We start from the raw sequence: 12,184 nt of genomic DNA, 5'->3' as shown, positions 1-12,184 counted from the left end.
GGCGCGAAGTCGTTCGGCGGCCCGCAAGCCGCTCGGTCGAGTTGTCGGAGCGGTGTTACGCCGCGGTGCGGCGGCGGGTGATCGCCTGCCAGATCAAGATCACGATGATCGACCCGACGATCGCGATGATCCAGCTCTGCAGCGAGAAGAAGCCGGCGTAGTCCACGTGGAAGATCAGGCCGCCCAGCCAGCCACCGAGCAGCGCACCGATCACGCCGAGGATCAGGGTGGAGAGCCAGCCGCCGCCCTGCCTGCCTGGGATGATCAGTTTGGCGATCGCGCCGGCGATGAGCCCGAGCAGGATGAAACCGATGAAGCTCATGGATGATCCCTTTCTGTTCAGATGCCCCGAACGTCTGTCCAGATAGCAGGACGCCGCGCAGCGCACATCGCCCCGATGCCGTTTTCGGCGTTACCTATCAGGTCGGTTTCACCCGGGAGATCACCTCACAGAAGCTGACCGTCTCCTGAGTTTGCGCGAACGGTCTAGCCGACCGCTTGTCGGCGTTCTCGGGAGAAGGGTGGGTCGTCGAAAAGTTCCACCGGTGATGGTGTTCTCACGGTGAGGGCTGGTCGGGTGATCCGGTTGCCGCCCCATTTGTCGTGCCAGTGGATGGTCCCGTCGGGGAGGGTCTGGACGTCGAAGTAGCCCTCGTCCTTCATCTGGTGACTCTTGCGGCAGAGGACTTGCAGGTTGTCGTGCCGGGTCCGTCCGTCGTGTTCGACCCGGGTGATGTGGTCTATGTCCGCCCGGTGGGCGGGGAGTCCGCAGTCATCGCCCACGCAGGACGGTGTGCGGAGGTGGAGGAGTTTCTTCAACCCCGCCGGGATGTACCGGTCGTGCGAATCGATACCCAAGATGCTGTCGTCGATGGGGTCGACAGCAACGCGGGTCCAGGTCTTGGTGTGTCCGATGACCTGTCTGGCGGTCTCCGCGTCGATCGCGCCCATCCCGGCGAGCTCTGCGGGTGCATTCCGGGCACCCGTCGCCGTGTCGGCGGGGACTACGACCAGGACGGTGGCCTGCACTGCCTTCCGGTGCGGTGCTCTCAACGATCCGATGCGTTCCATCGGGTAGGCGGGGTCGTCCATCTCGGCTGCGGGGACTGCCAGGCCGTGCAGGACCACATCGGTAGCCACGTCGGCCATCAATTGGCCGAGGGTGCGGTGTTCCCCGTCCCGCCCGTGCAGGTCGATGGCGGCTTGTCGGATCCCGTCGTACATGGCGGCGATGTCAATCGCGGTGGAGTGCACTTCAAGGACCGCCATCCCGTCACTGTCGAGTCTGGCGCTGACCCACCGGCGGGTCGCTGCCCGTTCGTGGCGTTCGATCGCCCCGTTGGGGTCGAGTCGGTCACGGAGTAGCCCGAGACGCTTCTCGACCACCGCCGCCTTGACGGTCTGGACGAGGTCCGCGGCCTTGGCATCGAACTCGGTGAGCGCTCCCGCCTTCAGTCCGATGGTCTGGCGGGCCGCGGCCCGCACGGCTTCTTCGGAGGCGAGTCCTTCGAGGAACACCGCCCACGTGGTGGGGAGCTTCTCCCGCGCGGTCCGACCGTCATCGATGCGCCGCTCGACCGTCTGCCGGGAGACGCGCAGCACGTTGGCCTGGTGCAGGCAGAACGCCCGCACGGCGGCATCATCCGGCCGCAAGGCCCGCCCGGTCTCGGCTTGCTCCTCGATGAGCATGGCGTCGAACCCGGCCAGCATCACCTGCAGCCGCATCGCCTCCGCGGTGTTCACCACCCGATCCGCCTGCTCCAACGCCGACGTGAACAACGCCTCACGCGCATCCAAACTAGCGAAATCCGGCAGCGCCGAAGCGGAGTCGCCCGATCCGTCGTCGGACGAGTCATCCGCCCCAGGCCGTTCTTGCACGTTCGATACTATACCACAAAGGAGCAGATAAGTATAGAACACACGTTCCCAAGCGAAACCACATCGGCATCGTCCATAGGCTTGCAGGATGACCCCGGACCTGGACGACCCGGCCACCGATCCTCGCGCGGTGGCGGCGGCCGCCGCGGCGGTGCTGCGGGAGCGGAGCGGCGTTCAGACGCACGACATCGCGCTCACCCTCGGCAGCGGATGGGGTCGAGCCACGGACGCCCTCGGCGAGATCGTCGCGCGGGTGCCGGCCGCGGATGTCCCGGGCTTCCGGGCGTCGGGCGTGCCCGGCCACAGCGGCGAGCTGACCTCGATCGCGCTCGAATCCGGCTCCCACGCCCTGGTCATCGGCGCGCGCACCCACTTCTACGAGAACCTCGGCGTCCGCCGAGTCGTGCACAGCGTGCGCACCGCCGCGGCGGTCGGCGCACGGGTCATGGTGCTGACGAACGGCGCCGGCGGCATCCGGCGCAGCTGGACGCCCGGGCAGCCGGTGCTGATCAGCGACCACATCAACTTGACGGCCGCGTCGCCGCTGGAGGGCGCGACCTTCGTCGACCTGACCGACCTCTACTCCGCTCGCCTGCGCACCATCGCCCGCACGGTCGATCCGACGCTGGACGAGGGCGTCTACACGCAGTTCCGCGGCCCGCACTACGAGACCCCCGCGGAGGTGCGTATGGCGGAGCGCCTCGGCGGCGACATCGTCGGCATGTCCACCGCGCTCGAGGCCATCGCCGCGCGGGAGGCGGGCATGCAGGTGCTCGGGCTGTCACTGATCACCAACCTGGCCGCCGGCATCCAGCAGAGCCCGCTCAGCCACGCGGAGGTGCTGGCCGCCGGGCGCGAGGCGGAGCCGCGCCTCGCGGCGCTGCTCGCCGGCATCGTGCGCGCGGTCACCGCGTGACGTCCGCCGCCGAGGCGGCCCGAGCCTGGGCGGCGATCGATCCGGACGAGGCGACCCGGGCGGAGGTGCAGCATCTGCTCGACCTCGGCGACGACGCGGGCCTCGCGGACCGGTTCGGCGCCCGGCTGCGATTCGGCACGGCCGGCCTGCGCGGCGCACTCGGCGCCGGACCGAACCGGATGAACCGGGTGGTGGTCGCCCAAACCTCGGCCGGCCTCGCCCGGTTCCTGCTCGGCCGCACCGACGCTCCGACCGCGGTGGTCGGCTACGACGCGCGGCACAACTCCGCGATCTTCGCCCGGGACGCGGCGCAGGTGCTCGCGGCGGCCGGAATCGCGGTCACCCTGCTCCCGCGCGCGATGCCGACGCCCGTGCTCGCGTTCGCCGTGCGCGATCTGGGCGTCGATGCGGGGGTGATGATCACCGCTTCGCACAATCCGGCGGCGGACAACGGCTACAAGCTGTACCTCGGCGGGCCGGATGAAGGCTCGCAACTGGTACCGCCGGCGGACGAGCAGGTGCTCGCCGCGATCGATCAGGTCGTCGCCGGTGGCGTGCTGCCGCCCCGCTCGGACCAGGTGACCGTCGCCGGAGGGGATCTGGTCGAGCGGTACATCGCCGCGGCCGCGGGCGTCGCCCGAGCAGCGGGCGCCGCACCCTCCGACAGTGGCACCGGAGACGACCCGGCCGCCCCTCCGCTGCGCTGGGTGTACACGCCGATGCACGGCGTGGGCCTGGCGACGATGCTCGCCGTCGCGGCCACCGCCGGTCTGCCGACTCCCGAGATCGTGCCGCAGCAGGCGCAGCCGGATCCCGACTTCCCGACCGTCGCGTTCCCCAATCCCGAGGAGCCGGGCGCGCTGGACCTGGCGCTCGCCCGGGCGGCCGAGGTGGACGCCGACCTGCTGATCGCCAACGACCCGGACGCCGATCGGCTGGCGGTCGCGGTACCGGAGCAGGCCGGCTGGCGGCGGCTGACCGGCAACGAGGTGGGCCTGCTGCTGGCCTGGTCCACGGCGTCGCGCGCTGCATCCGCCGGCGGCGCAGCCGGCGTGCTGGCGACCTCCGTCGTCTCGACGCCGGGACTGGCGGCCATCGCTGAGCACTTCGCCCTGCCCTCGGCCGAGACCCTGACGGGATTCAAGTGGATCTCGCGCGTCCCGGGTCTGGTCTTCGGCTTCGAGGAGGCCCTCGGCTACCTCGTGAACCCGGGGAGCATCCGGGACAAGGACGGCCTCTCGGCCGCGGTCGCCGTGCTCGCCGAAGCGATCGCGCTGCGCGCTCGTGGCCGCACCCTGACCGACCGATTGCTCGAGATCGACGCGGCGATCGGCCACTTCGCCTCCGACCAGGTGTCGATCCGCGCCCTGGACCCCGCCGCGATCGAACGCACGATGGCGGCGCTGCGCGCGACTCCGCCCACCCGCCTGGGCGGCCTCGCGGTGCTCGGCATCGACGACCTCGCTGCCGGAGGACCGCTGCCGCCCACCGACGGCCTGCGGCTGCACCTGGAACAGGAGGCGCGGGTCGTGATCCGCCCGAGCGGCACCGAGCCGAAGGTCAAGGCCTACCTCGACCTGGTCATCCGCGGCGACCCCGACCCCCACGTCGGCGCCGCAGCCCGCCTCCGGACCCTTGCCGCCGACGTCCGCCGCCTGCTGGCCGGCTAGCGGCAGCCCGCTCCGCGACGTTCGACCGCGGGACGCGCGGGCGGGCGGGATCAGCGGCGGAGGAGGGTGCGCTGCTCCGCCAACTGGCGGGTGAAGATCGCTGCTCCGCCCTGGGCGGGATGGCGGATCGCGACCGAGTCGAGGCCCGCACCGGCGAGCGCGCCCTGCGCCTTGCGGCCGACCGCCAAGACGGTCCGGATGCCCAGCGCCTGAATCAGCTCCAGGACGATCGGGGCGCCGGCTCGCACCTCCGCCGGGCGCGGGGCCCTGTTCGTGGCCCGGTCGCCCGCACGGAACGGATGGTTCGGGTAGACCGGCCAGGCCATCGGCGCCGGCCGGGACCAGGACGCCAGGGCCTTCCAGACGATCGAGGCGGACAGCTCCCAGCCGGCCGCCGGGTCCGCCGGCGCGGCGAACCCGTCACCCTGCGCCTCCCCCGTGATCAGCCCGGGCCGGGCGGTCAGCTCGCGCGCGCTCATGAACGGCACCCCGGTGACGGTCGCGCCGCGATATCCGGGTGCCTCGGCCACCAGGATCGCCGGCGGCGGATCCGCCTGCATCAGGGCGAGGTAGCGGTCCAGGTTCGCGGCGCGAAGCGCACCGGCCGGCGTCGTCCGGTCGTACAGGAACTCCGCATCCGCCGGGGTTTCGATCGCGTCAAGCAGCCGGTGGAAGCGCTGCAGCGACCCCGGCGATCCCGTCATCGCTCCGCCTTCGTTCCTGGCCCGGCGGCGGTCGTCAGTGCCGGCGGCCGACCGAGATCGGTGTGACCGGGTCGAGCACGCCCGGCAGCGGAACGCCAACGGCACTGCACATGGGGCAGTCGGCGATCGCGTCGTCCCGCAGCAGCAGGATCGGGGTCCCGCAGAGCGGGCAGTCGAGCACGCGCGCCTGCGGATCCATGCACAAGGGTCCCTCCGTCCGCCTGACAACTCTCCGTGCGCGGGCGGAACCACGGGTGGAAACCACGGGTGGTTCCGCCGGCAGACCAGATGAGTAACGGAGGACGGCAGACCGAAGAAAGAACGAAGGACGGCAGCGCCCAGCACTCAGTCGTGCCGCAGCACGGCGCGGCGAGTGGCGAGCCGCATCTCCATCTCGTGGGTGACCATGGCACCGAGGTCGGCGAGGATGCCGAGCTGCTCCTCCGTGAACTGCCGGGGCGTGTAGTCGGCGACGCTGAGCGCGCCGAGGACGTGACCGTCGGCGCTGATCAGCGGCACACCCGCGTACGACCGCAGCGCGGTGTCACCGGCGATCAGACCGTTCCGCGCCGCATCGGGGTGGGCGAGGGCATCGGGGACGACGATCGTCTCGCCGGTCGCCACCACGGCCGCGCACAGCCCGGGCTCGCGAGCGACCTGGTTGCCGTCGATGCCGTGATGGGACTTGAACCAGATGCGCTCCCGGTCCACGATGCTGACGGTCGAGATCGCCGTGCCGAGCACCCGCGCCGCCAGACTCGTGATGCGGTCGAACGCGCCCTCCGGTGGCGTATCCAGCAGGTCGTAGCGATGCAGGGCGGCGAGCCGAGCCTGCTCGTCGCCCGACTGTGACTCGTCCCGGCGCGGACGGCCCCGGTGCCGACCGTGGTCGTCGACGACGAGCGCCTGGAAGAGCGGCACGAGTTCGCGCGAGGTGGGTCGACCGCCCGGGTCCTCCGCCGTCATGCGCAGCAGCGCCTGCCGCAGCGCCGGACCGGTCGACTCCGGGATCGCGGGACCGGAGAAGGGACGACGGTCGTCGCCGCCCGTGAACACCCGTTGGCCGGTGAGTGCCTCCAGCAGCACGAGACCCAGGGAGTAGACGTCGCTCGGCGGGCCGATCGGCTGCCCGCGGATCTGCTCGGGGCTGCGATAGGCGCCCCCGCCGGTGGAGCTGACCGCGGTGCGCACCCGGCCGACCAGCTGGGCGACGCCGAAGTCGGTCAGACGCGCGCGCAGGCGGTCGTCCGACCCGCCCTGCGCCAGCACGAGCACGTTCGTCGGCGTGACGTCGCTGTGCGTCACGCCGTGCGCGTGCACGTACTCAAGCGCCTCCGACAGATCGAAGCCCAGGTAGGCGACCTGACGCTCCGTCAGCGGCGTCGCCCGGATGCGATCGCGCAGCGTGCTGCCCTGCACCAGGTCGGTGACCAGGTGCAGATGCGGCAGCCCGTCGTCGTCCAGGTCGACGCCCGCGTCCAGCAGGGTCACGAGGCCGTGATGCGCGAGGGACGCCAGCAGCCGGGCCTCGTCCTGCTGCGCCGTGAGCGCGTCCGGGTCGTCGGCGGCGATGCGGAACACCTTCAGCGCCACGTCGCGCCCGAGCAGTCGATCCCTCGCCTGGTAGACGACGGAGTCGGTACCGTGGCCGAGCACGTCGCCCCGGATGTACCGGTCGGGGAATCCGCCCGCCTGAGCGGCCTGGCGATCGGCGAACCCCGGCGCACTGCCGGACCGGCGCACGGGAAACCCGGCCGTCTGGTCGGCCTGGTCGCTCACCGCACCATGCTCGCTCATCCCAGCCTGCTCGCTCATCCCAGCTCGCCCGCCCACCTGGGGCCGGCCGCTCGTGGAAGTGCACTGGCACGGCCGGAGGTCACAGGACCGGAGTCTATTGGGGCGGTCCCGCAGTCCGAACGCCACTGCTCAGCGCACACCGAGTGCTCAGGGGATGGGGAAGGCGATCCGGCGCACAGCCAGCCGGATCTCCATCTCGTGCACGACCATGCCGGCCAGATCGAGCACGGTCAGCCGGTCGTCGTCGGTGAACCGACGCGGCTCGGGGCCCGCGACGCAGACCGCGCCGACCGTGTAGCCCTGCTCGGTGATCAGCGGAGCGACGGCCGCGCAGCGCACCGCATCCGCAGCCAGCACGGGATCGACCGACGACGCCGTGCCGACGGCCAGGTCGCCCACGAACACGGGCCGGGTGTGCAGACCGGCGACGTGATCCCCCGCCGACAACTCGCCCACCCGGGCGCCCTCGCCCTCGTCGTGACGCTGGAAGCGGATGCGATCGTCCTCGACCACCGAGATCACACAGGTGGTCAGGCCCAGCATGCGCACCCCCAGCGAGGCGATCCGGTCGAACACCTCATCGGGTGCTGCGCCGATCAGATTGTGCTGGCGTGCCGCGACATCGCGGGCGTCGTCGTCCCCGCCCCGCCCCTTGTCCTCGACGATGATCTGCCGGAACGCGAGCGCCGCCTCGCCCGCGGTCGGCCGGGCGGCCATGTCGCGCGCGGTCATGCCGGTCAGGATCGCCCGCCACTGCAGCGGCAGGCCGTCGGGCAGATCGGGATCGTGCTCCAGGCGCGCGAACGCCGACTCCACCACCGCGCCGGGATACGCGGGCACGCCGGTGAGCGCCTCGATCAGGACGAGGCCCAGGGAGTAGACGTCGGAGGCGGGCTGCGCATCCTCGCCGTCCACCTGCTCGGGGCTGAGGTACGCGGCCGTGCCGGTGACGAACTCGCCGTCGTCGTCGCCGCGGCCCTCGAAGGTCGCGACGCCGAAGTCGGCCAGCTTCACGCGCGGCCGTTGGTCGGCGCCGTGGTCGACGAGCAGCACGTTCGAGGGCTTCATGTCGCGGTGGGTGACCCCGCGGTCGTGCACGTACTCGAGCGCGGTGGCCAGGTCGAAGCCGAGGTGGGCCACGTCGGCCAGCGGCAGCCTGCCGTGGCGCAGGCGGGTGCGCAGATCCTGCCCCTCCACGAGCTCCATCACCAGATAGACCTGCTGGTCGCCGCCCTCGCCGGTGTCGACGCCGGCGTCGAGCAGGGTGACCAGGTTGTGGTGGGCGAACGACGCGAGCAGCCGGGCCTCCGCCTCCTGAGCGCGCACGTCGTCCGGAGAGGAGGCGCGGGCCGAGAAGACCTTGATGGCGACGTCGCGGTCCAGCACCAGGTCGCGGGCGCGGTACACCGTGGACGTGCCGCCGCGGCCCAGCGGCTCGCCCAGCCGGTACCGGCCCTGCTCGCCGAGTGGTTCGGAGTCGTCGTCGGCCACGGCGCTCCTTCTGCTCGGCACGGGAGATCGGCACGGGAGCAGGGTGGGTGCGCTCCACGCAGCATGATGGCCCACGGCGGGCACCCGCCGCACGGGGTTGCGGCGAAGCCGCCGAAGCCAATAAGCAGGGCGGCACTACTGCAGGGCTGCGCCCAGCTTCTCGGTCAGCTCGTCGATGTCCAGGATGTTGGTCACGACGATCACCTCGGCATAGGTGCCGCCGGCGGCGTCCGCGTGCTCCGGGGTGACCAGGATCACCTGGGCGTCGGCGGCGTCGGTGGCGACATGGGCGACGTCCGTCGCGTGCAGGTCGGCCTCGATGCCCAGCCGGTCGAGCGCCCGCCGAGCGGTGACGCGCAGCACCTCGCTGGTGCCGACTCCGGCTCCGCACAGCGCCACGATGTTGACGACCACGTCGGTGTCAGAGGCCGTCGTAGGCGCGGGTGAGCCGGTCGCGCAGCTCCTCGCGCTCCTCCAACGGCAGGAACGCCGCCTCCGCGGCGTTCAGCTGGAAGGTGAGCAGGTCGTCCAGGTCGTACTCGAACTCGTCCGCCAGCAGGGTGAGTTCCTTGGACAGCGACGTGTCGCTCATCAGCCGGTTGTCGGTGTTGACGGTGACGTGGAAGCCGAGCTGGTACAGCAGGTCGAAGGGGTGGTCGGCCAGCGCGCTACCCCACTCGGCGATCGCTCCGGTCTGCAGGTTGGACTGCGGACTGAGTTCCAGCGCGATGCGCCGGTCGCGCACCCAGCGGGCAAGCGGGCCGATCGTGACCGTGCTGCCCTCGGCGTCCTCGCGCTGCACGTCCAGGTCCTCCGCGATGCGGACGCCGTGCCCCAGCCGCAGAGCGCGGCCGTCGAGCAGCGCGCTGCGGATGGACGCGAGCCCGTCGGCCTCGCCGGCGTGCACGGTCACCGGCATGGCCTGTTCGGCCAGATAGTCGAACGCGACGCGGTGCTGGGAGGGCGGGAAGCCCGCCTCCGGGCCGGCGATGTCAAAGCCGACCACGCCTCGGTCGCGGTGGGCGACGGCGAGCTCGGCGGCGGCCAGTCCGCCGTGCTGGTGCCGCATCGCGGACACGAGTTGGCCGACGCGGATCGCGTGTCCGGTCGCGGCGGCGGCCGCCATACCCTGCTCCAGGCCGGCCTGCACCGCCTCCACGGCCTGCTCGGGAGTCAGGCCCGCGCCGCCGTGCTGCTCGGGCGCCCATCGAACCTCGCCGTACACCACGCCGTCGGCGACCAGATCCTCCACGTACTCGCGGGCGACGCGCTCCAGCTGCGGGGCGGTCTGCATGACGCCGAGCGTGACGGCGAAGGTCGCCAGGTAGTCGACCAGGGACCCGGAGTCGGCGCTCTCGTGGAACCAGTCGGCCAGCGCGCTCTCACCCGTCGCGGGCAGCGGGAAGCCGGATTCGGCGGCCAGCTCGACGATCGTCCGCGGCCGCAGCGCGCCGTCCAGGTGATCGTGCAGCGACACCTTGGGCAGGCTCGCGGCATCCAGGTCCCCCCACAGCATCCACGCCCCGGCCATGCAGCGAGGCTACCGCCCGCACCCCCTCCCTCACCCGCCTCAACCTCTTCGACCTCGGAGCACAACAGCAGGACAGGGTCCCGACAACAGGTTCCTGGTCGACCAGCAGCCTGCGATCGGGACCTGGTCCTGCTGTCGGGCTACCCGGAATGGCGGCGTCAGACGGCGGGGATGCGGGCCGCGATGAGCGGTTCCGGCGTGTAGGCCGTGCCTGGCGGTGCCATCCGGTGCGCGCCCTGCAGTGCCGCGAGGGCGCGAGGGATACGAGCGGCCTCGTCGGTCTGCAGCGTCGCGAGCACCTGCCCGGCCCGCACCGTGTCGCCCGGCTTGGCATGCAGCAGGATGCCGGCCGCGGCCTGCACCGGCTCCCCCTGCCGCGCGCGCCCGGCGCCGAGTCGCCATGACGCGACTCCGACGGCCTTCGCCTCTACGCCCACCAGCACGCCATCGGCCGCCGCCCGCACGACCTCGGTCTCGGCCGGCGCCGGCAGGGGCGCGTCCGGGTCCCCGCCCTGCGCGGCGATCATGCGCCGCCAGGTATCCATCGCACGGCCGTCGGCCAGCGCCGCCTCAGGATCGGCGTCCGGCAGCCCGGCCAGGGCGAGCATCTCCCGGGCGATCGCGACGGTCAGCTCGACGACGTCGGAGGGGCCGCCGCCGGCCAGCACCTCGACACTCTCCGTCACCTCCACGGCGTTGCCGACCGCCAGCCCGAGCGGTACCGACATGCCGGTGAGCAGGGCGACCGTCATGACGCCGGCGTCGGTGCCCAGGTCGACCATGGTGCGGGCCAGCTCCTCCGCCTGTTCGAAACGCTGCATGAACGCTCCGGAGCCGAACTTGACGTCCAGCAGCAGGGCGCCGGTACCCTCCGCGATCTTCTTGGACATGATGCTGGAAGCGATGAGCGGGATCGATTCGACCGTGCCTGTGATGTCCCGCAACGCGTAGAGCCGCTTGTCGGCGGGCGCCAGCCCGGCGCCGGCAGCGCAGATCACCGCGCCGATCTCGCGCAGCTGGTCCCGCATCGCGTCGGGCGTCAGGTCGGCCCGCCAGCCGGGAATCGCCTCCAGCTTGTCGAGCGTGCCGCCGGTGTGGCCGAGGCCCCGGCCCGACAGCTGCGGCACCGCGACGCCGAACGAAGCGACCAGCGGAGCGAGCGGCAGCGTGATCTTGTCGCCGACGCCGCCCGTGGAGTGCTTGTCGACGGTCGGCCGGCCGAGGCCTGCGAACGACATCCGCTCGCCGCTGTCGATCATCGCCAGGGTCAGGTCGCGGATCTCGCGGCGGTCCATCCCGCGCAGCAGCACCGCCATCGCCCAGGCGCTCATCTGCTCGTCGGCCACGGCGCCCCGGGTGAAGGCGTCGACGAGCCAGGCGATCTGGTCGGTCTCCAGTGCGCCGCCGTCCCGCTTGCGCACGATCAGGTCGACGGCGTCGAAGGGTTCGGTCACCCGGGCAACGCTATCGACGGCGCACGCCGAGGAATTCAGGCGTTCTCGAGAAACGAAGGCGGAATCGGGCCGGAATCGGGCAGGGATCTCGATATGGCCTGAATACTTCGCGCACGAGGAGGGCTGCCGACGAGTACGACGCCGGCCGCCGAGCGCCGGGCGCATCCCTCCACCTAGCCTCACACGGTGGCCACCCGCATCATCCTCGACTGCGACCCGGGACACGACGACGCCCTCGCCCTTCTGCTCGCGCATGGCGATCCCCGCGTCGAGCTCGTCGCAGTGACGACCGTCTTCGGCAACCAGACCGTCGAGAAGACGACGCGCAACGCGCTCGCCGTCGCGGCCGTCGCCGGCATCACGGGGGTGCCGTTCGCGCGCGGAGCGCACCGGCCGCTCGTCCGGACGGCTGAGACGGCCGACTCGATCCACGGCGAGAGCGGGCTCGACGGGCCGCACCTGCCTGAGGCGACCTTCGAGCTCGACCCCCGCCACGCCGTCGACCTGATCATCGACACGGTGCTCGCCGCGCCGCCGCGAACCATCACCCTCGTGCCGACGGCGGCCCTGACCAACATCGCCCTGGCCGTGCGCCAGGAGCCGCGGATCGCCGCGCTCGTGAAGGAGGTCGTGCTGATGGGCGGCGGGTTCGGGGGCGGCAACTGGAGCGCGACCTCCGAGTTCAACATCATGATCGACCCGGAGGCGGCGCACATCGTCTTCAACGAGTCGTGGCCGCTCAC

12 protein-coding genes are annotated in these 12,184 nt (G+C 71.9%); 3 read left to right on the top strand and 9 right to left on the bottom strand.

Features of this window, described 5'->3' with window-relative positions; genetic code table 11:
• Positions 1-55 precede the first annotated feature (55 nt).
• Positions 56-322, bottom strand: a complete 267-nt coding sequence (locus ACFE7H_RS02950) for a GlsB/YeaQ/YmgE family stress response membrane protein (RefSeq protein ID WP_375399718.1) — start codon at positions 320-322, stop codon at positions 56-58.
• 164 nt (positions 323-486) lie between these two features.
• On the bottom strand, positions 487-1,878 hold the full coding sequence (locus ACFE7H_RS02945; RefSeq protein ID WP_375399717.1) for a DUF222 domain-containing protein: 1,392 nt from the start codon (positions 1,876-1,878) through the stop codon (positions 487-489).
• An 88-nt stretch (positions 1,879-1,966) separates the two neighbouring features.
• On the opposite strand from ACFE7H_RS02945, the gene ACFE7H_RS02940 reads away from it, so the two are divergent.
• Together ACFE7H_RS02940 and ACFE7H_RS02935 are read left to right on the top strand one after the other, a co-directional pair.
• Entirely contained in the window at positions 1,967-2,794 is an 828-nt protein-coding gene (locus tag ACFE7H_RS02940; protein WP_375399716.1) for a purine-nucleoside phosphorylase, read from the top strand.
• Positions 2,791-4,464 (top strand): phospho-sugar mutase, encoded by a 1,674-nt coding sequence (locus ACFE7H_RS02935; RefSeq protein ID WP_375399715.1) that lies wholly within the window; start codon positions 2,791-2,793, stop codon positions 4,462-4,464. Before ACFE7H_RS02940 ends, ACFE7H_RS02935 begins: the two co-directional genes overlap by 4 nt.
• Before the next feature lie 50 nt (positions 4,465-4,514).
• Here the strand turns inward: ACFE7H_RS02935 and ACFE7H_RS02930 are convergent, their stop codons facing one another.
• The 7 genes from ACFE7H_RS02930 to ACFE7H_RS02900 all read right to left on the bottom strand — a co-directional run bounded on the left by ACFE7H_RS02930 (position 4,515) and on the right by ACFE7H_RS02900 (position 11,441).
• Positions 4,515-5,168, bottom strand: a complete 654-nt coding sequence (locus tag ACFE7H_RS02930; RefSeq protein ID WP_375399714.1) for a uracil-DNA glycosylase — start codon at positions 5,166-5,168, stop codon at positions 4,515-4,517.
• 34 nt (positions 5,169-5,202) lie between these two features.
• Positions 5,203-5,367 carry a hypothetical protein gene (locus ACFE7H_RS02925; RefSeq protein WP_375399713.1) on the bottom strand — a complete coding sequence of 55 codons (165 nt, stop codon included), beginning with the start codon at positions 5,365-5,367 and terminating at the stop codon, positions 5,203-5,205.
• A gap of 146 nt (positions 5,368-5,513) precedes the next feature.
• The gene (locus tag ACFE7H_RS02920; RefSeq protein WP_375399712.1) at positions 5,514-6,983 is read right to left on the bottom strand and encodes a protein kinase; all 1,470 of its coding nucleotides are present in this window, start codon (positions 6,981-6,983) and stop codon (positions 5,514-5,516) included.
• A 129-nt stretch (positions 6,984-7,112) separates the two neighbouring features.
• Positions 7,113-8,456 carry a protein kinase gene (locus ACFE7H_RS02915; protein WP_375399711.1) on the bottom strand — a complete coding sequence of 448 codons (1,344 nt, stop codon included), beginning with the start codon at positions 8,454-8,456 and terminating at the stop codon, positions 7,113-7,115.
• A 135-nt stretch (positions 8,457-8,591) separates the two neighbouring features.
• On the bottom strand, positions 8,592-8,870 hold the full coding sequence (locus tag ACFE7H_RS02910; RefSeq protein WP_375399710.1) for a PTS sugar transporter subunit IIB: 279 nt from the start codon (positions 8,868-8,870) through the stop codon (positions 8,592-8,594).
• 7 nt (positions 8,871-8,877) lie between these two features.
• Complete coding sequence (locus ACFE7H_RS02905) at positions 8,878-9,987, bottom strand: adenosine deaminase (protein ID WP_375399709.1); 1,110 nt, start codon at positions 9,985-9,987, stop codon at positions 8,878-8,880.
• 158 nt (positions 9,988-10,145) lie between these two features.
• Positions 10,146-11,441, bottom strand: coding sequence for a thymidine phosphorylase (locus ACFE7H_RS02900; protein ID WP_375399708.1), 1,296 nt, complete (start codon positions 11,439-11,441; stop codon positions 10,146-10,148).
• A 186-nt stretch (positions 11,442-11,627) separates the two neighbouring features.
• Here ACFE7H_RS02900 and ACFE7H_RS02895 point away from each other — a divergent pair.
• Positions 11,628-12,184 (top strand): nucleoside hydrolase (locus ACFE7H_RS02895; RefSeq protein ID WP_375399707.1); only part of this gene is annotated, 557 nt, incomplete at its 3' end.

Origin of the sequence: uncultured Amnibacterium sp., assembly GCF_964250715.1 — a bacterium.
Lineage (GTDB): Bacteria > Actinomycetota > Actinomycetes > Actinomycetales > Microbacteriaceae > Amnibacterium.
Note: the sequence above shows the minus strand (reverse complement) of the source record. Positions and strands in the feature narration are given on the sequence as shown.